The sequence below is a fragment of the Thiorhodovibrio frisius genome, assembly GCF_033954835.1.
Lineage (GTDB): Bacteria > Pseudomonadota > Gammaproteobacteria > Chromatiales > Chromatiaceae > Thiorhodovibrio > Thiorhodovibrio frisius.
In genome coordinates, this window is sequence record NZ_CP121471.1 from 4710167 (window position 1) to 4735137 (window position 24971).

The following is a 24971-nucleotide window of genomic DNA, read 5'->3' on the forward strand; positions in this document are numbered from 1 at the left end:
TCATGCCGCTCCCGGCTCATCTGCGGCATCCCGGGCACGCACATGAATGGATGCAAAGGGCTCGGCCTGCACCAACTCGAGCACGGCCGTCTTGATCAATTCCAGAATCGCCAGAAAGGTGACCACCACGCCGGGGCGACCTTCGTTCACATCGAATAGCTCAACAAAGGGCGTGAAGCTGCGCCCTTGCAAACGCTCAAGCACCATGGTCATGCGTTCGCGCAGGGACAAAGACTCCTGCGACACCCGATGTGCGGCGGACAGATCCGCGCGCTCGAGCACAGCACGCAGGGCCGCAAGAATCTCGGACAGATCGACCTGGGGCGGGACGCGACGCAAGTAGCCAGTGGGGACTTCAATCTGCGTCTGGTGCCAATCACGCTCCAGCCGTGGCAGTTCATCGAGCTTGCGCGCGGCCTGCTGGAAACGTTCATACTCAAGCAGCCGGCGCACCAGCTCGGCACGCGGGTCCTCGGCGTCCTCGTCCTCCGTTGCGGGACGCGGCAGCAGCATGCGCGATTTGATTTCGCACAGAAGCGCGGCCATCACCAGATATTCGGCCGCCAGATCCAGGCGCATCTCTTTCATCAGCTCGACATATTCCATGTACTGGCGAGTGATGTCGGCAATGGGGATGTCAAGAATATCCAGATTCTGGCGTCGGATCAGATACAGCAACAGATCGAGCGGCCCCTCAAAGGTCTCAAGAAACACCTCGAGTGCATCCGGCGGAATGAACAGATCCTGCGGCCATTCGTTAAAGGGCTGACCATGCACCAGCGCCCGCAGCGAGTCGCCAGTCAACGCGACATCGGCATCGGATAGCGCATCGGCATCCGCGACCACCGGCGACGGCACCATGTCTGCGGCAGGCTCCGCTTGGGTACTTGGGATCATTCCGCGTCTGTCAGTTGATCGGAGCAGCGTATTGAATTGGCTTAAGGGCGCGGCGGCGGGTTAGGTCTGCGTGAGCGACATGGCATGGCGCACCTCGGCCATGGTCTCACGCGCCACATCGCGCGCATGATCGCAGCCATCGTTGAGGATAGAGCGCACCAGCTCGGGTTGCTGCTCGAGTTCGCGCGCGTGATTCTGTATTGGTTCCAGCTCGGCAAGCACGGCATCAATCACAGGGCGCTTGCACTCGATGCAACCAATGCTGGCTGACCGACAGCCCTCCTGCACCCAGTCGCGACGCGCCTCGTCGGAATAGACCTGATGGAACTGCCACACCGGGCAGACTTCCGGATCGCCCGGATCGGTGCGACGCACGCGCTGGGGATCGGTCGGCATGGTGCGCAGCTTTTTTTCGATCTCCGCTGGATCATCGCGCAGGCCGATGGTGTTGCCATAGGATTTGGACATTTTCTGTCCATCGAGCCCCGGCATTTTCGATGCCTTGGTTAGCAGTGGCTTGGGCTCGGGCAGTATCACCCGACCGCCACCCTCGAGATAGCCGAACAGCCGCTCGCGGTCCCCCAGGGTCAGGTTCGCCTGGGTCTCTAGCAGGGCGCGGGCGACCCCGAGCGCTTCCTGGTCACCCTGCTCCTGGTAGCTGCGGCGCAGGTCGCTGAACAGGCGCGCGTTCTTCTTGCCCATTTTGCGCACGGCTTGTTCGGCCTGCTCCTCAAAGTCTGCCTCGCGCCCATAGATGTGATTGAAGCGGCGGGCAATTTCGCGCGTCATCTCGACATGCGCGACCTGATCCTCACCCACCGGCACCAGACCGGCGCGATACATCAGGATATCGGCGCTCTGCAACAGCGGATAACCGAGAAACCCATAGGTCGCCAGGTCTTTTTCCTTGAGCTTTTCCTGCTGGTCTTTATAGGTCGGCACCCGCTCGAGCCAACCGAGCGGGGTGATCATGGACAGCAGCAGATGCAGCTCGGCATGCTCAGGTACCCGCGACTGCACAAAGATGGTGGCGGACCCGGCATTGATGCCCGCTGCCAGCCAGTCAATCACCATCTCCCAGCTGGCCTGGGGAATATTGCCAGGCTGCTCGTAGTCGGTGGTCAGGGCATGCCAGTCGGCGACGAAGAAGAAGCAGTCATACTCATGCTGCAATTCGAGCCAATTTTTGAGCACGCCATGATAGTGCCCCAGATGCAAGCGGCCAGTCGGGCGCATGCCCGAGAGCACGCGCGCATGCGCAGCGGATACCGAAGACAAAGTTGCTATACCTCGCGATGGTCAGTGGCCTTATTAGGGGAGAATTGATTCGCCTTGCCGACGTCAGGAAGCCCGGCAATTTCAGAGTGGAAAAAGTTCGCGCACAATACCGGCGCCAGGCATCACTGACAGCACGGCCGACACCGCCGGAAACAGGACCAGCGTGAGCGCGCCGGTAAAGAGCATTAGAATCAGGATCATCAAGCCGAAAGGCTCAAGCCGACTGTAGTAACGGGACAAGCGCGGCGGCAAGGCAGCGTTCAGCACCCGTCCGCCATCGAGCGGCAGCAGCGGAAAGAGATTCAGCACCATCAGCAGCAGGTTAATCAGCACCCCAGCCGCACCCATGTAAATGAGCGGCATGGCCAACCATTCAGCGGTTGGCCCCTGATAGGTGGTCAACAGCAGGGCACCGAGTTTAATCATCAGCCCCCAGGCCAGAGCCATCAGCAGGTTGGCTGTCGGGCCGGCCACGGCGACCAGGGCCATATCCAGCCGCGGACGCTGCAAATTGCGCCAATTGACCGGCACCGGTTTGGCCCAGCCAAACAAAATCGGAGCACTCCCCATCAACGAGGCAAGCAAAAAAATTCCCAGGGGCACCGCGATGGTCCCCACCGGATCGATGTGCTTGAGCGGATTGAAGGTCACCCGCCCCAGCATCAGGGCCGTTTTGTCGCCGCGCCTGCTGGCCACCCAACCGTGCGCCGCCTCATGCACCGTGATGGCGAACAGCATCGGCAAGGCCAGCACGGCAATTAGCGGAATCAGTTGGTTGAGTGTATCCATTGCAAAGAAGGGAACATCGGTCACCGGCCACTGACCATAAAAAAAGGAGTCGGCCGATAAGCCGGGTTCTGTCGTGGACAATCATTCATCTGGGACAGACGTCACCGCCTGCCTCGTGCGACCTACCCGGGAGCCCATGCGGGCCGCATGGTGCGACCCCGTCGGATGATGGGGCCGCCCGCTCCTCTATTTGGTCTTGCTCCGGGTGGGGTTTACCCTGCCACCCCTGTTGCCAGGAGCGCGGTGCGCTCTTACCACACCATTTCACCCTTACCGCCCGCTGGCCAGAGCACTGGCTGCGGGTTTGGCGGTATATTTTCTGTGGCACTTTCCGTAGGCTCGCGCCCCCCAGGCGTTACCTGGCACCCTGCCCTGCGGAGCCCGGACTTTCCTCCATCCAACGCCTTGCGAACAAGGCCCGGACCGCGATTGTCTGGCCGACTCCCGTTGGCAGTCTAACCAGCAAGGGCGCCGACGCCAAGGGGTTTGGCAGCAGGTTATCGCCGCAACAACTGAGTTTTCTGCTTTGGGCCGGGTAGCGCTCCCAAGGGTCGCGGCGCAAGGATGGCGCCGTGAAGCCCCATGCTCAGGGTTCAGGGCGTCCCCCATGACCGTTGCCCGGTCCGAAACAAATCGAAACTTCATGTCCGCTGGGTATAGCTTTCAATCGGATGATGCTCGAGCCGGCAGGATTGCTCCTTGTACCAGGCCCACCGTCGCCGCCCGGCCTTTCGCACCTCCGCGCTTTGGTCGATTAGCTCGCACAGGCGCTGGAATCTTGAAAAAAAGGCCGGCACCTCCAAACCCAGATTGACCAGCACCTGATGCTCGGCTTGGGGCTCGCCATTGGGGCTGATTAGCACCGGCGTCAACTCGGCATCCACCCGGCCAATCAGGCCATGAGGAAGAAAACTCCCCTCGTCGAAGCTCCACAACAGCCGGTCCAGCGCCTGTGCCTGGCCTGCGTCGGGGCAGTGCACCAGCACGCGCAGGCCCTGGCTGCGGATTTTTCCGATCAGGCGGCAGGCGAAATGGAAACGGTCGCCCGGATACTGCTTGCCCAGGGTGTAGAAATCGACCCGCGTCATCGCGCTATTCGCTCACCTGTCCACAACGGCGCAGCAAATACTCCAGCAGAAGTGGCACCGGCCGACCGGTCGCGCCTTTCTCCTTACCGGTGATCCAGGCCGTCCCGGCGATGTCGAGATGCGCCCAAGTGAACTTTTTGGTGAACTTGGCCAGGAAGGCAGCCGCCGTAATGGCCCCACCATCGCGCCCGCCGATATTGGCCATGTCGGCAAAGTTGCTGTCAAGCTGGCTGTCGTAGTCCTTCCACAGGGGTAGCCGCCAGAGGCGATCCCCTGCCGCATCGCCGGCTGCGAGCAGCGCCTCGGCAAGGGCGTCGTCATTGGCAAGCAAACCCGAGGGATGCCGCCCCAGCGCCACGATCACAGCACCAGTCAGGGTCGCCATGTCGATGACAACATCGGGCTCGAAACGCTCGCAGTAGGTCAGCGCATCGCACAGAATCAGCCTGCCCTCAGCGTCGGTATTAAGAATCTCGATCGTCTGGCCGGACATGCTAGTGACAATATCGCCCGGCTTGTTCGCCGCGCCATCGGGCAAATTTTCTGACGCCGGCACCACGCCGATAACATTGAGCGGAAGCTTGAGATCGCGCACCGCCTGCATGGCGCCGATCACCGCCGCACCGCCACACATGTCGTACTTCATCTCGTCCATCTCGGCGGCTGACTTGATGGAAATGCCACCGGCGTCAAAGGTGAGCCCCTTGCCCACCAATACGACAGGCTTCTCGCCATCCTGGCCGCCACGATGCTGCATCACGATCAACTTCGCCGGCTCGCGGCTACCGCGCGCCACCGACAAGAGCGCGCCCATGCCAAGCTCGCTCATGGCAGCTTCATCAAGCACCTCGACGCTGAAGGTGTCGGCACTATCAGCCAAGCCCCCAGCCTGCTCGGCCAGATAGCTCGGTGTGCAAATGTTGCCCGGCAGATTGCCCAGATCGCGTGCCAGATTGGCACCGGCGGCAATGGCGCGCCCATGGACGGCAGCCTGCTCAGCGGCAGCCTGACTCGCATCAGGCGACACCCAGAGCGCGAGCTCAGCGAGCGGCGCCCTGGCATTGGGTTTTTTTGCCTTGGTGTGCTCATAGCGGTAAGCACTCTGAGCCGCCGCCTGGGCCACCGCGCGCTGGCGCTGGTAGAAGCTCATCCCCGCCACCGGCAACTCGGCCAGAGTGCTGGTCGCCTGCGTCAGGCCCAACTCGGCGCAGCGCGCGAAAACGGCCTTGAGCACTTTGTCGAATACGCGCCGATCCAACTCCTCTGCCTTGCCGCAATCAACCAGCATCACCCGATTGGCGACCAAGCCTGGCACGCCGTGGAGCACCAGCGTCTGACCCGCATCGCCGTTGAGATCGCCGCTTTGAAGCAGTTTACCCAAATGTCCGCCGCTGGCATCATCGACAACCTGAGCGGCGGCAGAGAGCTTATGCTGTTCAAAAACGCCGAGAATCAGGCAAGCTGTATCTGAGGTGGCCAGCGCACCCGTATTAACCGAGAAATCCATGCATCCTCCAAACAATGCTCTTTGCCTGCCCGGTTGGCCCAGTTATTGGTGCAAAGCACTGGCGCGAACTGCTGCACCGACTCGTGCGGGCAGTCACTCCACGCGCCCGGCCAGCGACGGGCTAATAAACCCGCAGTCTAACGGATTCACGTCCGCAATATGAAGATTCTCGACCGCTACCTGGCGACTGCCGTGATTACCGGCACCCTAATCACCCTGGCCGCGTTGCTGCCCTTGCTCGGCATTTTCATTCTGGCCGATGAGATGGACAACATGGGCACCAACGCCTATGGCTTCTCGACAGCTTTGCTGTACGTGACGCTGAGCCTCCCGCGTTTTGCCTATCAGCTATTTCCCATCGCGACCTTGATCGGAGCCCTGGTCGGGCTTGGCCTGCTGGCGAGCCGCTCAGAACTGGTTGCCATGCGCGCAGCCGGCGTTTCCATCGGCCGCATCGTGCAGGGAGCCCTGGCCGGCGGCCTAGTGCTGGCCATCGCCGCAGTACTGGTGGGCGAGGGTCTGGCCCCTCTGACCGATCAGCGCGCGAAAACTCTGCGTTCCAATGCCCAGAGCGGCCAAGAGTTGCAGGCGACCCAGCATGGCTTTTGGGCGCGTGATGACAATACATTCATCAATGTGCGCGAGGTACTACCCGATGCGCGCTTGCAGGACATTGTCATTTTCGAGCTTGATGGCGCCCGATTGATCTCAACAACGCGCGCGCACGAGGCGCATTATGAAAACGACCACTGGATTCTAAGCGACATTTCCCGCAGCCAGATCGGCAACGACAGCGCGCGGGCGCAATACTTAGCGCAGGATCAATGGCAGTCGCTGATCGACCCGGCGCTACTAAAGGTGATAGTAGCCGACCCGCACAGCCTGCCAATCTGGGGGCTGTGGCGCTATCTGCGCTTTCTGCGCGACAGCGAACAGGACAGCGGCCGCTATCAAGTGGCCTTCTGGAGCAAGCTGGTTCACCCGATTCTGGTGCTGGCCATGATCTTCGTCTCCATTCCGGTGTTACTGGGCTCGGCGCGCAGCACTGGACTGGGCATCAAAATCTTCGCCGGCATCCTGATCGGCATCGTCTTCTATCTGGTCAACCGCACCTTCACCTACCTGGCGCTGCTCTATGGCCTGAACCCCGCCCTGGCCGCCTTTATTCCGCCGGCGCTCTTTGTGCTTGTTGCGCTCCGGCTTCTACGCCGGGTTGGTTAGAACCTGGCAGCCATCCGAACACTGAATCCCTGTCATTCAGGTCAAGGCAGGATCTCAATTGGCGTGCCATCAGCAACGGCACGCCAGATTTCCTCCATTGGCACATTGCGCACCGCAATACAGCCGTGGGTGTGGTCGACATATTGCGCCAACCAGCCGAGCCAACCCCAGCCGTTGACCTGGCCGTGGATCATAATGAGCCCACCTGGATTATCGCCACGCGCGGCGGCTTGCGCGCGATCCGTGGCATCGGGGTAAGAGACATGCAGCGACTTGTAGCAGCAACTGTCCGGGTTGCGCCAGTCGAGCACATATTGGCCTTCTGGCGTGCGCTGATCGCCTTCGCGCTCTTTATGCCCCGTCGGGTTGCGGCCCAGCGCGATCCGGTAACTCGCATAGGCTTCGCCTGCGCGCATCAGCCAGAGCCGGCGCGCTGATTTGTCCACTCGCACAGCATCTGCGCGCGGCAAATCCTGCGCAAACAGGGTTGGCAGTTGATACTCGAAGTAACGCAGTAGCGCGATCAATGCCACCGCGAGCAGGAGCACCAGCAGCACTGACCACCAGATCGTCATCGGCTGATATCGCCTGCGCCTAGCGACCTTGCGAGTCTTGACCATGGTCGCGATCAACCCGCCTGCTTGCCAGGATGGCATGGTGGGACTTAGTCTTGATGCGGGCGCTTTCAGCCCGGACGATGAAGGAGTGGGGTGGCATGTGTCTTGGGATTCCAATGCAAATTAAATCCATCAACGGCCTGATGGCACGCTGCGAAGCGAAAGGCGTGGAGCGCGATGCAAATCTGCTCATGCTGATGCACGAGGATCTTGCGGTCGGCGACCATATTGTGGTGCATCTTGGTCGCGCGATCGAGCGCGTCACTGCCGAGGATGCTGCCACTGCGTGGGCGCTTTACGATGAGATGCTCGCAGCCATGGATGGCGGGGATGGTCGCCATGGCGGCAATGGCGCCGCGCCAGACAATCTGATCAGCCCCTCGCGGGAGGTGCCCTCTGAACGCCCTCAATGAGCCCACCCTAGGATGCCAAAAAGACCGACCTAAGCGGACGGTCTTTTTCGCTTCGGAAAGCACTGGTATCACGGCCGAGACCCTCGGGCAAAGTCTGCTGTCGCAGTTCGACGGCGTGGAGTTCGAGGAAGTCTACATGCCCTACATCAACACCGAGGCGCGCGCTCGGGCGCTGACGGTGCGCATGCAAGAGGCCTGTGATCGCGATGGCGCGCGGCCCATCTGCGTCGCCACCATGCTCGCCCAAGGCATCGGCGAAATTCTGCGCAGCGGCAACTGCTTTTATCTCGAGGTTTTCGAGCATTTCGTCGCACCGCTCGGTGCCGAACTTGGCCTGACGCCCAGCCGCGAGCCTGGGCGCAGCCATGCCATCACCAAGCCAAGTTTCTACACCAAACGCATCGAAGCCATCAACTTCGCAATGAGCAACGACGACGGCATGAAACCCGCCAATTTTCGTCATGCCGATGTCATTTTGGCCGGGGTGTCACGCTCCGGCAAGACGCCGACCTGCCTTTATCTGGCCATGCACTATGGCCTGCGCGCGGCCAATTATCCCATCACCGAGATTGATCTGGAGCGCGGTGACCTGCCCGATGAGATACGCGCGATGCGCGCTAAAGTGTTTGGACTCACCATTGATGCACAACGCCTGCATCTGATCCGCGAGGAGCGCCGCCCCGGCAGCGATTACGCCTCGGCCAGGCGTTGCCAGGTCGAACTGCGCGCCGCCGGGGAGATGCTCAAGCGCCTGCGCATCCCGTCGCTGAACACCACCAGCCAGTCGATTGAGGAGATCGCCGCGCAGATTCTGCGGGGACTGAAAAATGCGACGGACAATGGCGACTGAGCCAGCATCCGCGCACCAAAATCAGTTCACTTTGCAGCCACGGCGACGCTCTTCTGCCCGGATGGAATCCACCCGTTTCTGCTCCTGCTGCGTGAGATCCGGATTTTTCGTCCAACACTTGTACTCAGCAAACTGACGCTTTCCGAGCGAGGTCGAGAAGCAATACCCGTTCTGCGCGTAAATCAGATTGCGCTGGTACCACAGATCCATGCAACTCTGGGCCATCACCGGCGCCGCGGCGCTGGTTGCGAGAATACTGATGCCAAGCGCCAAGGCCGGTTTGAACTTAATCATCCTGGTTTCCTCCCTAAGGATTCACGATGTTGAACATGCCAATCGGAAAGTTTTGGCTTTGGGTCGGGTGACCCAGAACGAGCCGAACTCTCAAAGAGTTTCGGTCTAACAACACCCCAAAACCGCGATGACAGCGGCTGGAGCAACGAGAACCGGCCACCAGCGTCCGACCGGCTTGCCAACCCATGAAGCAGGGGGCGAAAATACCACCATTGCCAATGCGCACCCCCCTTTTCAGGAGACCCCCATGCAACTGACCATGCTGAAAAGCAAACTGCATCGCGCCTGCGTCACCCACGCGGAACTCGACTACGAGGGCTCCTGCGCGATTGACTCGGAACTGCTGGAACGCGCAGACATTCTGGAGTTCGAGCAGCTCCACATCTACAACCTGACCAATGGCGAGCGTTTCACCACCTATGCCATTCCGGCCGAGCCCGGCTCGCGAATTATTTCCATCAATGGCGCGGCGGCACACAAGGCCGCGCCCAAAGATCGGCTGATCATCTGCACCTACCTGGCCCTGACCCAGGCCGAGGCGCGCATGCATCAACCAAAGCTCGTCTACTGCAATGCGCGCAATGAGGTGACGGGCACGGGCCACAAGATTACCGCCCAAGCGGCCTGAGCCTCGGCCCGGCCTTATCTCGGCGCAACCTCAGGCCAGGGCACGTTCCATGTCCTGGCGCGCTTCTAGCGCCTCGGCATAGTAGCCCTGGTATTGGCGCGCGCTGGCCTGCCAGCTCAGATCCTGCTCCATGCCGGCACGCATGAGCGCGCGCCAGGCGTTTTGGTCGTGCCGCCACACGGCAATGGCCTCGCGCACCTTGGCACAAAGCGCTTCGGCGCTCGGCTCATCAAACAGAAAACCGGTCGCCGGTCCTTGACGGCCGTCGCTCACGGTGTCCGCAAGACCACCGGTGCGTCGTACAATGGGCACGCAGCCGTAGCGCAAGCTATACATTTGATTGAGCCCGCAAGGCTCGAAGCGCGAGGGCATCAGGAAGGCATCGCAGCCGCCCTCGATTAGATGAGCGCGCCCCTCGTCGTAACCCACATAGACACCAACGCGGTCGCGATGGGACTCGGCCACCCGCTTGAGCATCAGTTCCAGACTGGCCTCGCCTGAGCCTTGCAACACCACCTGCACGCTCGGGTCTTCGAGTAGCAGCGGCAGCATCTCGACGATCAGATCCACGCCCTTTTGTTCGACCAGACGGCCAATATAGCCGAGCACAAAGGCATTCTCGTCGTGCGGCAAATCAAACAGGCGCTGGACTTCAAGCTTGTTGCCGGCCTTGAAATGCACGTTGTCGATGTCGTAGGGCTGCGTCAGCGCGGCGTCAGTCGCAGGGTTCCAGGTGTGATAGTCAATGCCGTTTAAGATGCCCTGAAAGCGCCCGCCAATCTGGCGCAGCAGTCCATCAAGCCCGCAACCGAACTGGCTGGTGCGGACCTCATCGGCATAGGTGGGGCTGACGGTATTCACGCGATCAGCAAAGACAATGCCGCCCTTGATGAAAGACAGCCGCTGATGGAACTCCAGCCCAGCCACCGACCAAAGCGCCGGCGGCAGCTTAAGCCGATCAAAGGTCGCGCGGTCGAACAGACCCTGATAGGCCAGGTTATGGATGGTGAAGACCACCGCCGGGCGCTCGCCCTGATCGCGCAGCAGGGCCGGCGCCAAAGCAGTTTGCCAGTCGTTGCAATGCAGCAACTGCGGGCGCCAGTTGAGCGCTGGCACCCCCATAGCCACAGTCGCCACCGCCGAGCTGAACAGCAGGAAGCGCTCGGCATTGTCGCCCCAGTCGCGCCCGCTCACGTCCGTATAAGGATTACCCTCGCGGCAGAAATGCTCGGGAGCGTCCACCAGATAAACCGGCAGGTCGCGATCAGGCATGAAGCCGCTCAGCACCCGCACCGGGCTCAGGGCGCCGGGCAGGCGCAACTCACAAACCGAACGCAACTCGCGCACCTGTTTGAGCGCTTGCGGATAGGCCGGCAAAATCAGTCGCGCATCATGCCCAAGCGAGCGCAGCGCCACCGGCAAACTGCCGGCGACGTCCGCCAGTCCGCCGGTCTTAATCAGCGGCAAAGCCTCGCTGCTGGCAAAGAGCACATCGAAGCCCATCGCACCATCCGTAGCGCGTTCTCGAATCATGCTCATCAGGACCAACCTCTGAAAATGCAAAACGAGCCTGCTCCGCCGCTTGGTACCAGGCCAGGCGACCATGCAGCAAGGTTGACAGACTCAGGAATCAATGGATAGTGACGAATCACAAGGTAGCACAGACGGCCGCCAAGTGCGCATAGCACATCCGCGACTGCCCCACTGGAGATCCTTATGGCCATGGCACCCAATCCCGCTGGCATCCCACCCTGCACCATGGTCATTTTCGGCTCAACCGGAAACCTGGCGCAAATCAAATTACTGCCAGCGCTCTATCAGCTTGAGCGCGGTGGTCATCTGGCCGCTGAAACGCAGGTACTGGGCTTTGGGCGGCGGGACTGGTCCGATGCGCAATGGCGCGATGAGGTACGACAGATTCTCACCGAGCAACTCGGCGAGCGCATCGAAACGGCGATTGCTGATCGCCTGAGCGCGCGCCTGCATTTTATCGAGGGTAATCTGCGCGAGGATGCCGCCTTTGCCCACTTGGCCGAGCGCCTGCGCGGTCAGGACGACCTGCCGGCCAACCTGGCGTTCTATCTGGCAATCGCACCCGAATTTTATGGCGACGTGGCCGACCGCCTCGCCGCCAACGGCCTGGCGGACGAGGACAACGGCTGGGTGCGCCTCGTGGTGGAAAAGCCTTTTGGCTACGACCTGGAAAGCGCGCGCATTCTCGGCGAGCGGCTGCGGCGGCACTTCCAGGAGCATCAGCTCTATCGCATCGATCATTACCTGGGCAAAAACACCGTGCAGAATGTGCTGGTGTTTCGCTTCGCCAACCTGCTGTTCGAGCCACTCTGGAACCGCAACTACATCGATCACGTCCAGATCACCCATGCCGAGAGCTGCGGCATTGGCCAGCGCGCCGGCTTTTATGACGGCGTTGGCGCCCTGCGCGACATGATCCAAAGCCATCTGTTGCAGCTGCTGACCCTGGTCGCCATGGAACCGCCGCCGAGCATGGATGCCGAGGCGCTGCGCGATGAAAAGGTCAAGGTGCTGCGTTCCATCCGCCCCATTCCGCGCCAGGCGGTCCATGCCCATGCCTTTCGCGCCCAGTACCGCAGCGGCCTGGTCGAGGGAGCGCGGGTACCAGGTTACCTCGAGGAGCCCGAGGTTGACGCCCGTAGCAGCACCGAGACCTTCGCTGCACTCAAGTTCTACATCGACAACTGGCGCTGGCGCAATGTGCCCTTTTATCTGCGCACCGGCAAGCGCCTGGCCGACACCCAGTCGCTGATCGCCATTCGCTTCCGCCATCCACCGCAACAGCTGTTTAATACGACGGCGATTGAGCAGCTGCGGCCCAACTGGCTCATGCTCGGCATCCAGCCCAATGAGTGCATGCGCTTCGAGCTGCTGGTGAAGGAGCCTGGCCTGGAGATGCGCACCCAGACCGAAACCTTGGATGCGAGCACCTGCACCATGGGCCGCGATCAGATCGACGCCTACGAGGCGTTGATTCTGGATGTTATCTCAGGCGATCATTCGCTCTTCCTGCGCTCCGACGAGGTTGAATATGCCTGGCGCGTGGTCGATCCTGTGATCAAACTCTGGGCGACCGAGCGCGAGTTCATCCACACCTACCCAGCAGGTTCCTGGGGCCCGAGCGAGGCCAACAGGTTGTTCGACAAGGACGACCAGGACTGGCGCAATGGGCTGAATGCGCCAACCCCAGACGGACCGAGCGTCGAACACTGACAATTCTCCCGGCGATTAGCAACAGGACTCCGACCCCATGGCACTGATCAACACCACCCCCGCCTGGCAGGCACTGGCTGCGCACTGGCAACAGATGAGCCAGATCAAGATGCGTGAACTCTTCGCGCAAGATGACGAGCGCGCCGCGCGCATGACGCGTGAGGCCGCCGGCATTCATCTCGACTACTCAAAAAACATCGCCACAGAGGAAACATTCAAGCTCCTGCGCGAACTTGCCCAGACGGCTGGCATTGAGGCCCAGCGAGCGCGCATGTTCGCCGGCGAGCCCATCAACAGCACCGAAGGGCGCGCCGTCCTGCACATTGCACTGCGCAACCGCGCCAACACGCCGATTCTGGTCGATGGCACTGACGTGATGCCGCAGGTTAACGAAGTCCTCGAGCGCATGCGCTTTTTCGTCCATCAGGTGCGCAATGGCGACTGGACCGGCTTTACCGGCAAGCGCATCACCGACGTGGTCAACATCGGCATCGGCGGCTCCAACCTCGGCCCCAAGATGGTCTGCACCGCGCTCATGCCCTATCAGCGCGACGACCTGCGCCTGCATTTCGTCTCCAATATCGACGGCACCCACCTGTCCGAGACCGTCAAGCACCTGAATCCAGAGACCACGCTCTTCGTCGTCGCATCCAAAACCTTTACTACCATGGAGACCATGACCAACGCCCAGAGCGCGCGGCGCTGGCTGGTCGATCAACTCGGGGATGAATCCGCCGTCGCCCAGCACTTCGTGGCAGTCTCGACCAATGCCGAGAAGGTCGCCGCCTTCGGCATCGACACCGAACAGATGTTCGGCTTCTGGGACTGGGTTGGCGGGCGCTATTCACTCTGGTCCGCCATCGGGCTGCCGATCGCGCTGGCCATCGGTTTCGACAACTTTGTCGAACTCCTCGATGGCGCACACGAAATGGACAATCACTTCCGTGACGCGCCGCTTGAGGACAACCTGCCGGTCATCATGGCGCTGCTCGGGGTCTGGTACATCAACTTCGCCGGCGCCAAGACGCTCGCCATCCTGCCCTACGACCAGTACCTGGAGCATTTCCCTGCCTACTTCCAGCAGGGCGACATGGAGAGCAACGGCAAGCATGTCACCCTCGACGGCACGCGGGTGGACTATGCCACCGGCCCGGTGGTCTGGGGCCAGCCCGGCACCGACGGCCAGCACGCCTTCTACCAGCTCATCCACCAGGGCACCGAGCTGATCCCCTGCGATTTCATCGCCCCGGTGCACAGCCACAACCCGCTTGGCGATCATCACATCAAGCTGCTCGCCAACTGCCTGGCGCAGACCGAAGCGCTAATGCGTGGGCGCACCGCGGAAGAAGCCCTCGAAGGCATGCTCGCCGCCGGCATGCAGCGCGCGGAAGCCGAGCGTCTCGCCCCGCACCGCCAGTTCGACGGCAACCGCCCGACCAACACCCTGTTCGTTGAGGAAGTCACCCCCCGCACCCTCGGCGCGCTGATCGCGCTCTATGAGCACAAAATCTTCTGCCAGGGCGTGATCTGGGGCATCAACTCCTTCGACCAATGGGGCGTGGAGCTCGGCAAGCAGCTCGCCACTGTGATTTTGAAAGAGCTTGAAGAAGGCCGCGTCATGGCCGAGCATCACGACGGCTCAACCCGCGCGTTGCTTGATTACTATTTGAAGAATCGCTGAGAACGGAGACTCAAGCCTGCCACGCCCGGTCGCCCCGCAGCCGCAGAAACGTCATGCATTAGACCCAGAGCGCGTCCAGCTCCAGCGCCAGCTCGCTGAAGGGCGGCGCCTGCACGCACTCCGTGCCGCCCGCTTCGAGCAACAGGCGCCAGCCTGAGGGTTGCTGGCCCTGGGTCTCCAGTGCATAGGCCTCCAGCCGGCGCTGCCGGGGATCGAGCAGCCAGGCATGGGGCACGCCATAGTGGGCATAGAGCGGCATCTTGATGTTGCGATCCTTGCTTTCGGTGGAGGGCGAGAGAATCTCACACACCCAGTCCGGCACCACCTCGAAGCGATGGCCGTCAGGTATCTGCGGCATGCGCTGGCGCCGCCAACCGGCCAGGTCGGGCACGGCGACTTCGGTGTCGCGGATGAAGTGGACCTCGGGTTCAATCAGTATCCACCAGCCGCCCGGTCCGGCATCGCCATCGTCGTAGCTGCGCCCAAGCGCCCGATCAAGCAGGACGCTCGCACGCCCATGCCGCCCGCTCGGGCGCGGCTGGGTATGCAACTGCCCGTTCAGAATCTCCCCCGTCAGCCCCTCAGGTAGGGCTTCGAGCTGGTCATAAGGCGTCAGTTGGCAGGCCAAGGCAGGCATGAATACCCTCCTCCAAATATCCAAGACCACCTGCCTTCATGATGCAAGGGATCTCCTAGCACCCGGCTGAAGCTGGCGGTGACAACTTCCGGGTTGACGGTGCCAATCAGGATTTCCGATCAGCGTTGGCGGGTTGAACGCATCTGTTCGTACCCTTATCCCTGAAGGCTGTAGTCGCCGAAACTGCATCATATCGCAAGGGGCAACGACTGACGAAACACCATCACTTTGCGGCGAAACTTCCAAAAGGCGTTCCCGGGTATTGAGCAGCACGACCTGTTAAGCTTAGGCTAGTCATTCGCCGCAAACGACGGGCCGGCGCAACCGATCCAGCAACCCGATCCAGCATCCATTTTTGCCGCACCAACCACACTGAGCACGACCATGAGCGACCCCATTAGCAATCCAGGCAGCGAGCAAGACCGATTAATCATTTTCGACACCACCCTGCGCGATGGCGAGCAGAGCCCAGGGGCTTCGATGACCAAGGACGAGAAGGTGCGGATCGCGCGCGCGCTCGAGAAGCTGCGGGTAGATGTGATCGAGGCCGGCTTTCCGATTGCCAGCCCGGGGGACTTCGAGGCGGTCAAGGCCGTGGCCGAGACGGTCAAGGACTCCACCATCTGCGGTCTGGCCCGCGCGCTCGACAAGGACATCGACCGTGCCGGGGATGCGCTGCGCAATGCGGCCTCGGGGCGCATTCATACCTTTATCGCCACCTCTCCAATCCACATGGAGAAGAAGCTGCGCATGACGCCCGATCAGGTCGTTGAGCAAGCAGTGCATGCGGTCAAGCGCGCGCGCCAATTCACCGACGACGTCGAATTTTCGCCCGAGGACGCCGGGCGCTCGGAGATTGATTTCCTCTGCCGCATCCTGGAGGCCGTGATCGACGCTGGTGCGCGCACCCTGAACATTCCCGATACGGTCGGCTATGCCATTCCGCATCAGTTTGGGCAACTGATCGAAACCCTGCGCGAGCGCATCCCGAACTCCGACAAAGCCGTGTTTTCGGTGCATTGCCACAATGATCTCGGCCTGGCGGTGGCCAACTCCCTGGCGGCGGTGCGCAATGGCGCGCGTCAAGTGGAGTGCACCATCAATGGTCTGGGCGAGCGCGCCGGCAACGCGGCACTTGAGGAGATCATCATGGCGGTCCGGGTGCGCCCGGATCTGTTTGGCTGCCACACGCGCCTGGATGCCACTCAAATCGTGCCCTGTTCGCGCCTGGTCTCAAGCATTACCGGCTTCCCGATCCAGCCTAACAAAGCCATTGTCGGCGCCAACGCCTTCGCGCACGAGTCGGGCATCCATCAGGATGGCGTGCTCAAACATCGCGAGACCTACGAGATTATGCGCGCCCAGGATGTTGGCTGGAGCGAGAACCGCATGGTGCTGGGAAAACACTCCGGGCGTAATGCCTTTCGCATGCGCTTGCAGGAGCTTGGCGTGGCCTTTGCCTCCGAAGAGGAAATCAACGCCGCCTTTAGCCGCTTTAAGGATCTTGCCGACAAGAAGCACGAGATTTTCGACGAGGATCTGCAAGCCCTGGTCACGGATGCCACCATCGACGCCACCAATGAGCGGGTCAAACTGAGTTCCATGCGGGTGTGTTCAGAGACCGGCGAAATCCCCCAGGCGCAGGTCACTCTGGTCCTGGAAGGCGAAGAGATTCAGGGCACCGCCAGCGGTGGCGGCCCGGTAGACGCGACCTTCAAGGCCATCGAATCCGTGATCGACAGTGGCACCACGCTCAAGCTCTATTCGGTCAACGCCATCACCAGCGGCACCGATGCACTTGGCGAAGTGACGGTGCGACTGGAAAAAGGCGGACGCATCGCCAACGGCCAGGGCGCGGATACCGATATTGTCATCGCCTCGGCCAAGGCCTACATCAATGCGGTGAACAAATTTCTGCAACCACACAAGCGCGAGCATCCGCAGCAAGGTGACGTTTGACGCGCCGGCTCGGTAACTTCTGCTAGCCATGGATCTCGCGCGCAGCCGCCGCTACCTGAAGGCCGTGGGTGTCGTGCTGTGGCGTCCGCGCGACAGCTTTGACGCCGAACTGGAGACCTTCGCTGAAGGCGAGGTGAGCGCCGACCTCGAGAGTGGCAACGAGATGGCGCTTCCCGCAGCGCCGCCAACCCAGGGCCACGCCAGCACCACAGGCCTGGCGACGCCGGCTGCAGCCTCATCGACCAGCGGGTTGGCTGGTATGGCTGCGGCCAGAGCGGCCCTGGGCGCTGGAGGGGGCACTGGTGCAGGTAACGGCGGGAACACTGGGACATCCGCTCAGGCAAGGCATGCTGCCACCAGGTCTTCACAGCCACCAACGCCCCCACCGACGCCAACCCAGCCAGCCCCTCTCCCACCGGACACGCCTATTGCCTCGGCTCGTCCGCCAGTGCCCTCTGGCCCCGCGACCGGCAGCCCTGCACCGCCGCCAGCCCAGGCCCCAAATGCCGCCGATGCCCAAGCCATCGCCGCCATGGACTGGCCAACACTGGAGACCGAGGTCAGCCAGTGTCGGCGCTGCGGGCTGTGCGAACGCCGCAGTCAGACCGTCTTTGGCGTCGGCAACCGCCAGGCCCGGTTGATGCTTATCGGCGAGGCGCCTGGAGAAGACGAGGATCGTCAGGGCGAGCCCTTTGTTGGGCGCGCCGGGCAACTGCTCACCCGCATGCTCGCCGCCATCGATCTGCCACGCGAGCAAGTCTACATCGGCAATATCATCAAATGCCGCCCGCCCGGCAACCGCGATCCGCTACCCGAGGAAACCGCCATCTGCCGCGCCTTTATCGAACGCCAGATCGCGCTGGTCGCCCCGCAACTGCTGCTGTGCCTTGGGCGCATCTCGGCGCAGGCGCTGCTGCAAACCGGCGACGCCTTGTGGCGACTGCGCGGGCGCTGGCACAGTTTCGGCCCGGAGCGGATTCCGCTACTGGTGACCTATCACCCATCCTACTACCTGCGCACCCCGGCGGAGAAGGCACGCGGCTGGGAGGACTTGCAGCAGGTTGCGCGGCGCCTGCGCGACCTCTATACCGAAACCCCTTGAGATTTCGGCTCGTTCTGGGGCCGGGTGACCTGGTCAAGATGGCGACCTAGGTCCGCGTGGACGACCAAGCTGTTTACGATCCCGCCAGCGGCCCTTAGGCTTGACTGCCGTCGCGGCTTGAGCGCCAGCCCCCTTCGGCTTACCGCTGCGTGACCCCTTCGCCTTGCCGCGCTTGGGCGGGATGCGAAAACTGGCTTTGAGGCCGGGCAGTACCCGTTCCTCAAGTTCCAGCCCCAGGTAGCGGCGGATGTTGTCCATGCGATGCCAGTCGGCTGCCGTCACCAAGGTGACAGCGAGGCCAACAGCGCCAGCGCGTCCGGTGCGCCCGCTGCGGTGCAGGTAGTCATCACCACGCGGGGGTGGATCATAGTGCACCACCAGATCCACATCAGGAATATCCAGGCCGCGTGCGGCCACTTCGGTGGCCACTAGCATGCGCAGCTGACCAGCACGAAACAACCCGAGCACCCGCTCGCGCTCACGCTGGTCCAACTCCCCATGCAGAGCAGCGGCGCGATGGCCCGCAGCACGCAACTGCCCTGTCAACTCCAGGGTGCGCTCGCGCTGGTTGACAAACACCAGCGCCAGACGTACCGGCTCGGTGCCCAGCAGGCCAAGCAATTGCGCCTGTTTCTGCACCAGGTCATTGCTGCGGATAAGCTGATGGCGGATCAGCGCAGACGGCGCGCGCGGGGAATCGATGCGCAACACCTGCGGCTCACGCAGCGCAGGACCGATCAGGCCCTGAAGATGGCGATGATGCAGGGTGGCCGAGAACAGCAGCGACTGGCGCGCGGGATTGCAACACTCCAGGATGGCCAAAACGTCCTCGGCAAAGCCCAGGTCGAGCATGCGATCAGCCTCGTCAAGCACCAGGCATTCCAGATCGCCAAGGTCCACCTCACCGGCGCGCAGCTGATCGAGCAGGCGCCCTGGGGTGGCGACAATCAACTCGGGGTTCTTGCGCAGGATGGAAATCTGGCGCGCCCGCGACGCGCCACCGATGATGACCCCGATGCCAAGGCGACTGTAGCTGCCCAGGGCAAAAAAATGCGTCTCAATCTGGGTTGCCAACTCGCGCGTTGGCACCAGGATCAGCACCCGGGTCGCGGCACGCGGCGCCGGGCGCTCGAGCAGGCGCTGCATCACGGGTAACAGAAAGGCGGCGGTCTTACCCGAGCCGGTGGCGGCGGCGACCAGCAAATCCGCGCCCGCAAGCGCAGCGGGAATCACCGCCTGTTGCACCGGCGTCGGTTCGCTAAAGCCCGCCTTGACCAGGCCCCGTTGCAGGGGCTCTGCCAGTGGGAAGACGGCAAAGCCGGTTTGGGAGCCGGTTTGGGAGCCAACTTGGGAGCCAGTTTGGGACTCAGCTAGGGGGCTGATCGGAAGACTGGCTTCAGAGTCCGCCCGAGGAGGGTTCTGTACGCTGTTCTGCTCGGGTATCATCCCGCTAGCTTTCATGGTCCCGACCACCCCTGATAATGAATCCGTCTGATTCACAGTAAGGATACCCGAAAACTCACACCCGAGTGCTCTGCCGCCAGCACGACCAGAACGGCTTTAAGGGTTCGCCGATGCATGCACGCCATGATCGGACAACCATTTGACATCCAGTTCCCAATCCACCCGCTCGACATCCGGCTGGCCGAGTATCAGAGTCTGAGCGCCTTTTTGGTGCTTAATCAACTCCTGCTGGGCGGCAACCATGGCGGGATCACCCTGATCCTTGCCGGCCAGCTCGGGGTGAATCACCTGCAAAAAAAGATAGGCCGGAAAACTTTGATTGCGTGGCGTAGACAGAATAGCCAGACCATTTTCGAACGAGCGCACCCGGAACTGATAGGGATAGTCGGCCAGGGTGGAATCAGCCTCAAGCAGATTATTTAGTTCCCAAACGCGCGGTTGCCAGCTAGACTTAATCCAAAAGCCCAGCACCAAAACCACAATCACGCCCAGAATAATGCTGTAATTTCGCGTAAAACTGTCCATTTTTCATCAACCTCTTTCGTGGAGTCGCGCGCACTCTCTGGTCAGCCTGTGACTCAGCCCTGATCAAGCCTGCGCTGTTTGAATGAGGCACAGCTTGATGGCAACACGAATGATTGTCGATGAAATTAGTCAACCATTGGCCATTTCCCTCACGCCGCCGGGAAGCCTCCATGGATGGATTTACGGCGTCCCCCGTGGCCGTCACCCGGCCCAGAACGAGCCGAAATCTCAAAGGGTTTCGGCATAAACAAATCTCTCGCTTGAGGATGCATCGGAACCATGACAAAACATTTATTGATCATGCTGCTAGCGCTTTTCATCGCCGCTTGTCAATCCAACCCCGACAAAGCTGCCGCTAAGCTCGATGACAATTCCGGAGACGGCATCATCTCCGCGGCGGAAAGAAAGGCGACACCCGACGGCCGTGAAATACTGGCGACCGGAAGACGCATGACGCTGATTGAAAAGGAAATCATTCCCGGCAGCTGCTGGGATTACATCGACACCGTCTATGACCGCGCGGGATACCCGAGGGGCCAACGCAAGACGGTTTTCAAGGGCAGCAAAAATCGTGGGCCCTATGCTGACATCGGGTTAGTGCAGCCGGGCGACTGGCTTTACTATATCAACCATCAGTACGGAGGCGTTGAGCACAGCGCCATTTTCGTTGGCTGGGAGGATCCTGCTCACAAAAAGGCCCTGATGCTTAGCTACGGCGGAGAAAACCGCAAAAAGCCGGCACGTTATAGCGACTACGATCTGTCGAACATTTATCAGATTATCAGACCTGCAGGCCAACAAGAACGCTACGCGCAGAATTGACTTTATACCCATCCCAAATCAGTTTTCGGAATTCCATCTGACTTGGGTATAGACACTCAGGCCTTCCGGCGTTTTGTCCGCCCACGGCCCTTGGGCTCGCCATCAGAGATCGCCAATAGCAGGCCCACCGCCATCAGGGAGGCAAGCAGGCTGCTGCCGCCCTGGCTGATAAAGGGCAGGGTGAGACCGGTCAGCGGAATCAGCTTGGTTACCCCGCCGATGTTCAGGAAGGTCTGCACCGCCAGCACGGCGGTCAGGCCGGCGGCCAGCAGTCGGGCAAACAGACCACGACAGCGCAGCGCAATGGCGAAGCCGCGCTGAAACAACAGCAGAAAAAACAACACCACCAGCACCGAGCCGAAAAAGCCAAGTTCCTCACCCACCACAGCGTAGACAAAATCCGAGGCGGCAATGGGAATGTATTCCGGATTGCCGGCACCGAAGCCTTGCCCCCAAAGCCCGCCCGAGTACATGCCCGACAGCCCCTGCAGCAACTGCCAGCTGGCGCCGGTTGGATCAGTGAAAGGATTCAGCCAGGCATCAATGCGGCGCGCGCTATGGCTGAAAAAGCGCAGCAGTATCAGAGAGCCGCCAACAGCCACCGCGAGCCCGAGCAGAAAATAGCCGATGCGCCCGCTGCCGAGCGTGAGCAACAACAGCAGCACCACATTTAAAATTGCGACCATGCCCAAATCACGCTGCCATAACAGCAGGGCGCACAGCACCAGCCATACGGCCACGAGCGGCAGCAGCGCGCGTGCGGGTGGCAACACGCCATACCGCCAGGCACCGAGTGCCGCTGCACGCGCGGCGATGAATGCAGCCAGATAGAGCACCACACTGAGCTTGAGAAACTCGCTCGGGGTCAAAAAGCCAGCCGCATAGATGGCACCGCGATAACGCTGCCCCGTCACCACCAAAGCAGCCAGCAGCCCCAGCGAGACCAGCGCCCACAGCCAGGGCGAGGCAGCCAGATGGCGATAACGCCCGCGCATGGCTGCCAGGGTGACCAGCAGCATGGCGCCCATGCAGGCGGGGTAGAGGGCGTATTGGCGAAGCGCTCCCGCCAGCGTATCGGCGGCGAAAGCGCCGAGTCGATAGTGCATCAAAATCCCCAGTCCTGAGAGCAGCGCCACCGCCGCAACCAGCAGTTGATCGCCGCGAAAGCGCACTGCAACCAGGGTCAGATGCACAACAATCAAGCTCGGCACATAGAGCGCCAGCGGCAGCAGATCGCGTGCTTCAATCAGCCGCTCGACACTGCGCTGAGCGCCGAAAATGAGCAAAAACCCCACGCTGACGGCAAAGCCGCACAGCAACAGCCAATGTCGCTCGGGCGCCCGTGCCGTCCAGGTCTCCTGCCAGCTTGTCGGGTTCGCCGCCGTCATGGCAACAGACCAAGCTGCTGCGCCTGCAACAACAGGTCGCGCGCCAGGGGTGCGGCGACGGCCGAGCCATAGCCGCCCTGCTCCACCAGCACGGCGATAGCCAGGGTCTGCTCGGGCGCGCGCCTGTCCGCTGGCGCGAAGCCGACAAACCAGCTATGGGGCGCGCCATCGGAGTTCTGCGCCGTGCCGGTTTTGCCAGCAATGGCCAGCCCCGGCATGGCGATGCCGCGCGCAGTGCCCTCGGTCACCACCCGACGCATCATCTGCTGCAACTGACGCGCCTGCGTCGCCGTCATCAGCCGCGCCAGAGCCTCGGGCTCGTCACTCGCCACCAGACGCGGCTTGACCGCCAGGCCATCGTTGGCGATAGCGGCGGTGATCAGCGCCAGATGCGCCGGGCTCATCAGCACCCGCCCCTGGCCGATAGATGCCTGGGCGAGACCGTATTGGTCGGATTTGGCAATGCGCGGCGCCTCGCCGGTGACCATGGTCAGGCTGCCGTAAGCGCTGCTGTGCAGCGGGATGCGCTGACCAAAAAGAAAGTTGTTCAGAGTCGCGGCGAAGCGTTCATGCCCAAGCTGCACGCCGAGCTTGGCAAAGAACACATTGCAGGACTCCGCCAGGGCGCGCGACAAACCCAGGCTGCCATGCCCTTTCCAGGTCAGACCGGCACGGCGGGCGGTGTAGTAGTCGTGATCGCGAATCAGCGGATAGCGCGCCGAGGTGGTAAAGCCTTGCGCCTCGCAATACAAAGGCCCGGTCTGACCGGCCGCCAGTGCCTCAGCCGCCACCACCAGCTTGAAGGTGGAGCCGGGCGGATAACGGCCCTGAAGCGCCCGGTTCAGCAGCCGCGCATTAGGATCACCGGGCTTGAACAGAGCGGGGTCCAGGCGATTGGGATCGAAAGCCGGCGCACTGGCGAGCACGCGCACGGCCCCGTCGCCCGGGCGCAGCATGACTACGGCCCCGGCGCGGCCATCCAGAGCCGCGAAGGCCAGCCGCTGCAAATCGGCATCGAGAGTCAGCACCAGATCCTGACCGCGCGGCTCGCGTTGGGTAATGACCTGCTGGCCAAGGTCCCGCCAGGCGCGCAGATCCGCCGGCGTGCTGCCATTCAAGTGCGCGTTGGCTGAACCCTCCAGCCCCGTGGCGCCAAAGGTGGGGTCCTGATAGCCGATAACATGGGCGAAGACTGGCCCGTAGGGATAGACCCGTCGCACCCGGCCCTCAGCCTCGTCGCTGTCAGCCAGCACCCGCCCGCGCCGGTCGGCAATGCGCCCGCGCGCAATACGATGGGCCGGATTGAACTGACGCCTGTCGTACGTCTGCATAAAGGCGATGAAGTCCGGGCGAGTCATGCCCATCAGCTGCCAGCTCGCCTGATAGGCCAGCACGGCACCGAAGGCCACGCCAAGCACCAGAAGCACCAGCCCCCCACCGACCATGGATTTCGGCTTGGGTAACGCCTTGAGCACAGCTGCGCGGCGCAGATCGAACAGCCGCTTGAGCAGATACAGAAAAGCGAGAAAAAACAGCCCGTGCAGACCCAGTTGCAAGGTCGGCCAGGCGGGCGAGTCGATCAGGGTGTTGAAGGTGGCGAGCGGATTCAAGGGCCGGCGTCTGAGGAACTTGAGCCGTCAGCGCCTGAGCGCGGCAGCATCAGCCACCCCCAGGCAGCGATAAACAATGGCGATAAGATGGCGCGGGGGTTCGACAGGGTAGCGAAGATTGGGCGTTACGATGAGGACGAACCGGAATCCCCACTGACGGCGTGACTAACGCGCTCTTGCAGACCTTTTAGTCGGCTCGCCGTCTCAGCCTGCACGTCGCGTTCCTGCATTAGCTCATAGATGAGATTGAGCGCGGCCATGACGGCGATGCGGTCGGCGCCAAGCACGCGGCCGTTTTGACGCACCTGGCGCATGCGTTCATCAAGGATGCGCGCGGATTCGAGCAGGCCCTGGCGTTCATCGGGTCCGCAGGAAACGCGATAGTCTTTATCCAGAATCTGAACCGTGACCGGGGCGGGGGTATCCTGGCTCACAGTTGATGCCCTCTCACAATTAATGCCCTCTACAGTTGATCTTCGAGCGATTTCAAGCGCTGCACCATGGCCTCGATGCGGCTGCGGGCCAGCTCGGTTTTTTCGATCAATTCGGCTCTTTCGGTGACCAGGTGTTCCTGGCTCGCGCGCAAGGACGCATTTTCCTCGCGCAGCCGATCACTCAGAGCGACCAGCTCATCCACCTGCTTTTCAAAAAGATTGAAGTCGAACCCGGACATCGCGCGAGCTTCTTTTTTACCTATTAACGCTTTGCAATATAGAAGTCGCGAGCCAATCGGTCAATCTGAACTGCAACCGGATGCCTCGCAAGGACACAGACTTGCGGCAACTTTGTAGAAAAAACTCGCGCACCGCAAGCCTTTTGTCACCTCCGCAAAACCCCATTGAAGGGGCCGAGCGCAAGCGGCGTGCTATTATCCCAGATTACCCGAGCACATGCTCCCTGGCAGCCGGTGAGCTCCCCAGGCGCCTGTCACTGCCTGCCACAGGCTCGTGGCCCC

24 protein-coding genes and 1 other RNA gene are annotated in these 24971 nt (G+C 61.8%); 9 read left to right on the plus strand and 16 right to left on the minus strand.

The window, feature by feature from the left end:
- The 6 genes from Thiofri_RS21480 to Thiofri_RS21505 all read right to left on the minus strand — a co-directional run bounded on the left by Thiofri_RS21480 (position 1) and on the right by Thiofri_RS21505 (position 5559).
- Positions 1-861, minus strand: coding sequence for a segregation and condensation protein A (locus Thiofri_RS21480; protein ID WP_009148490.1), 861 nt, complete (start codon positions 859-861; stop codon positions 1-3).
- A 96-nt stretch (positions 862-957) separates the two neighbouring features.
- The gene (locus Thiofri_RS21485; RefSeq protein WP_009148491.1) at positions 958-2175 is read right to left on the minus strand and encodes a tryptophan--tRNA ligase; all 1218 of its coding nucleotides are present in this window, start codon (positions 2173-2175) and stop codon (positions 958-960) included.
- Between the two features lie 81 nt (positions 2176-2256).
- Positions 2257-2964: a site-2 protease family protein gene (locus Thiofri_RS21490; RefSeq protein ID WP_009148492.1), complete on the minus strand. Its 708-nt coding sequence runs from the start codon at positions 2962-2964 to the stop codon at positions 2257-2259.
- Positions 2965-3005: 41 nt separating this feature from the next.
- Positions 3006-3409, minus strand: an RNA gene (rnpB, locus tag Thiofri_RS21495) — RNase P RNA component class A.
- Positions 3410-3605: 196 nt separating this feature from the next.
- Entirely contained in the window at positions 3606-4052 is a 447-nt protein-coding gene (locus Thiofri_RS21500) for a DNA polymerase III subunit chi (RefSeq protein WP_009148493.1), read from the minus strand.
- Between the two features lie 4 nt (positions 4053-4056).
- The gene (locus Thiofri_RS21505; RefSeq protein WP_009148494.1) at positions 4057-5559 is read right to left on the minus strand and encodes a leucyl aminopeptidase; all 1503 of its coding nucleotides are present in this window, start codon (positions 5557-5559) and stop codon (positions 4057-4059) included.
- 159 nt (positions 5560-5718) lie between these two features.
- Between Thiofri_RS21505 and lptG the strand changes: the two genes are divergently transcribed.
- Positions 5719-6780: an LPS export ABC transporter permease LptG gene (gene lptG, locus Thiofri_RS21510; RefSeq protein WP_009148495.1), complete on the plus strand. Its 1062-nt coding sequence runs from the start codon at positions 5719-5721 to the stop codon at positions 6778-6780.
- A 41-nt stretch (positions 6781-6821) separates the two neighbouring features.
- Here lptG and Thiofri_RS21515 read toward each other — a convergent pair whose 3' ends face one another.
- Positions 6822-7355 (minus strand): L,D-transpeptidase family protein, encoded by a 534-nt coding sequence (locus Thiofri_RS21515; protein ID WP_009148496.1) that lies wholly within the window; start codon positions 7353-7355, stop codon positions 6822-6824.
- Positions 7356-7513: 158 nt separating this feature from the next.
- Between Thiofri_RS21515 and Thiofri_RS21520 the strand changes: the two genes are divergently transcribed.
- Together Thiofri_RS21520 and Thiofri_RS21525 are read left to right on the plus strand one after the other, a co-directional pair.
- Positions 7514-7810 (plus strand): HypC/HybG/HupF family hydrogenase formation chaperone, encoded by a 297-nt coding sequence (locus Thiofri_RS21520; protein ID WP_407702922.1) that lies wholly within the window; start codon positions 7514-7516, stop codon positions 7808-7810.
- A gap of 67 nt (positions 7811-7877) precedes the next feature.
- Positions 7878-8660: a pyruvate, water dikinase regulatory protein gene (locus Thiofri_RS21525; RefSeq protein ID WP_390166343.1), complete on the plus strand. Its 783-nt coding sequence runs from the start codon at positions 7878-7880 to the stop codon at positions 8658-8660.
- A gap of 21 nt (positions 8661-8681) precedes the next feature.
- Here the strand turns inward: Thiofri_RS21525 and Thiofri_RS21530 are convergent, their stop codons facing one another.
- On the minus strand, positions 8682-8954 hold the full coding sequence (locus Thiofri_RS21530) for a YARHG domain-containing protein (RefSeq protein WP_009148499.1): 273 nt from the start codon (positions 8952-8954) through the stop codon (positions 8682-8684).
- 247 nt (positions 8955-9201) lie between these two features.
- Here Thiofri_RS21530 and panD point away from each other — a divergent pair, with 247 nt between their 5' ends.
- Positions 9202-9582 carry an aspartate 1-decarboxylase gene (gene panD, locus Thiofri_RS21535; RefSeq protein WP_009148500.1) on the plus strand — a complete coding sequence of 127 codons (381 nt, stop codon included), beginning with the start codon at positions 9202-9204 and terminating at the stop codon, positions 9580-9582.
- A gap of 30 nt (positions 9583-9612) precedes the next feature.
- On the opposite strand, the gene glgA is transcribed toward panD, so the two are convergent.
- Complete coding sequence (gene glgA, locus Thiofri_RS21540) at positions 9613-11121, minus strand: glycogen synthase GlgA (protein ID WP_009148501.1); 1509 nt, start codon at positions 11119-11121, stop codon at positions 9613-9615.
- Positions 11122-11298: 177 nt separating this feature from the next.
- On the opposite strand from glgA, the gene zwf reads away from it, so the two are divergent.
- Together zwf and pgi are read left to right on the plus strand one after the other, a co-directional pair.
- On the plus strand, positions 11299-12828 hold the full coding sequence (gene zwf / locus Thiofri_RS21545) for a glucose-6-phosphate dehydrogenase (protein ID WP_009148502.1): 1530 nt from the start codon (positions 11299-11301) through the stop codon (positions 12826-12828).
- Between the two features lie 37 nt (positions 12829-12865).
- Positions 12866-14509 carry a glucose-6-phosphate isomerase gene (gene pgi / locus Thiofri_RS21550; protein ID WP_009148503.1) on the plus strand — a complete coding sequence of 548 codons (1644 nt, stop codon included), beginning with the start codon at positions 12866-12868 and terminating at the stop codon, positions 14507-14509.
- 58 nt (positions 14510-14567) lie between these two features.
- Here pgi and Thiofri_RS21555 read toward each other — a convergent pair whose 3' ends face one another.
- Entirely contained in the window at positions 14568-15146 is a 579-nt protein-coding gene (locus tag Thiofri_RS21555) for a Uma2 family endonuclease (RefSeq protein WP_009148504.1), read from the minus strand.
- 384 nt (positions 15147-15530) lie between these two features.
- Between Thiofri_RS21555 and Thiofri_RS21560 the strand changes: the two genes are divergently transcribed.
- Entirely contained in the window at positions 15531-17105 is a 1575-nt protein-coding gene (locus tag Thiofri_RS21560; protein WP_009148505.1) for a 2-isopropylmalate synthase, read from the plus strand.
- A 28-nt stretch (positions 17106-17133) separates the two neighbouring features.
- Positions 17134-18207 carry a uracil-DNA glycosylase gene (locus Thiofri_RS21565; protein ID WP_009148506.1) on the plus strand — a complete coding sequence of 358 codons (1074 nt, stop codon included), beginning with the start codon at positions 17134-17136 and terminating at the stop codon, positions 18205-18207.
- Between the two features lie 33 nt (positions 18208-18240).
- On the opposite strand, the gene Thiofri_RS21570 is transcribed toward Thiofri_RS21565, so the two are convergent.
- Complete coding sequence (locus tag Thiofri_RS21570) at positions 18241-19668, minus strand: DEAD/DEAH box helicase (protein WP_009148507.1); 1428 nt, start codon at positions 19666-19668, stop codon at positions 18241-18243.
- Between the two features lie 99 nt (positions 19669-19767).
- On the minus strand, positions 19768-20196 hold the full coding sequence (locus Thiofri_RS21575) for a hypothetical protein (RefSeq protein ID WP_009148508.1): 429 nt from the start codon (positions 20194-20196) through the stop codon (positions 19768-19770).
- A gap of 279 nt (positions 20197-20475) precedes the next feature.
- On the opposite strand from Thiofri_RS21575, the gene Thiofri_RS21580 reads away from it, so the two are divergent.
- On the plus strand, positions 20476-21018 hold the full coding sequence (locus Thiofri_RS21580; RefSeq protein WP_009148509.1) for a hypothetical protein: 543 nt from the start codon (positions 20476-20478) through the stop codon (positions 21016-21018).
- Positions 21019-21074: 56 nt separating this feature from the next.
- On the opposite strand, the gene Thiofri_RS21585 is transcribed toward Thiofri_RS21580, so the two are convergent.
- The 4 genes from Thiofri_RS21585 to Thiofri_RS21600 all read right to left on the minus strand — a co-directional run bounded on the left by Thiofri_RS21585 (position 21075) and on the right by Thiofri_RS21600 (position 24689).
- The gene (locus Thiofri_RS21585) at positions 21075-22406 is read right to left on the minus strand and encodes an FtsW/RodA/SpoVE family cell cycle protein (RefSeq protein ID WP_009148510.1); all 1332 of its coding nucleotides are present in this window, start codon (positions 22404-22406) and stop codon (positions 21075-21077) included.
- Positions 22403-24016, minus strand: a complete 1614-nt coding sequence (locus Thiofri_RS21590) for a peptidoglycan D,D-transpeptidase FtsI family protein (protein ID WP_009148511.1) — start codon at positions 24014-24016, stop codon at positions 22403-22405. Before Thiofri_RS21590 ends, Thiofri_RS21585 begins: the two co-directional genes overlap by 4 nt.
- Before the next feature lie 125 nt (positions 24017-24141).
- The gene (locus Thiofri_RS21595; protein WP_009148512.1) at positions 24142-24450 is read right to left on the minus strand and encodes a cell division protein ZapA; all 309 of its coding nucleotides are present in this window, start codon (positions 24448-24450) and stop codon (positions 24142-24144) included.
- A gap of 29 nt (positions 24451-24479) precedes the next feature.
- Positions 24480-24689: a TIGR02449 family protein gene (locus tag Thiofri_RS21600; protein ID WP_009148513.1), complete on the minus strand. Its 210-nt coding sequence runs from the start codon at positions 24687-24689 to the stop codon at positions 24480-24482.
- Positions 24690-24971 lie beyond the last annotated feature (282 nt).